Annotated in this window: 1 protein-coding gene; it reads right to left on the bottom strand. The window is 46.4% G+C overall.

The features are described from left to right. Position 1: 1 nt before the first annotated feature. A partial coding sequence (locus H9X86_RS12200) for a helix-turn-helix domain-containing protein (RefSeq protein WP_204901758.1) occupies positions 2-448 on the bottom strand: 447 nt, incomplete at its 5' end.

Genomic DNA, 448 nt, shown 5'->3' with positions numbered 1-448 from the left:
CTCACTTCTTCCAGGCCTCTCTCCTCTCGATCTCGTCCAATTTTTTTAGCAGTGCATTCTCCATTTCCGCCAGATATAGCTTGTGCTTGAGTTGCTCAATTTCAATTTGGGCTTTTTCCAGTTCGGTGCGAGGAGTTTGGTCTTTCTTCCGGCGGCCCCGCCGATCCTCCAATCCTGCTTCTCCCATCTGTTCAAACCGAAGAGTCCAACTCCGAACCTGTTGATAGCTAACCTGGTATTTCAAGGCCATTTCTCCGTAATTCTTTCCACTGGCAATGCAATCCTTAACAATTTGGATACGCTCTTCCTGCGTGGTTTCCCGTCCTTGCTTCATGTAGCTTCCTCCTCCTGAGTGTTTTACGGAGTTGAAATCTCCATGAGCATTATACACCTTTATCCAATCCCTGAGCTGTGCACGATTCCCAATATGATATTTTCTGCAAATATC

Source organism: Pseudoflavonifractor capillosus, from assembly GCF_016902575.1.
Classification (GTDB): domain Bacteria; phylum Bacillota; class Clostridia; order Oscillospirales; family Oscillospiraceae; genus Enterenecus; species Enterenecus capillosus_A.
Note: the sequence above shows the minus strand (reverse complement) of the source record. Positions and strands in the feature narration are given on the sequence as shown.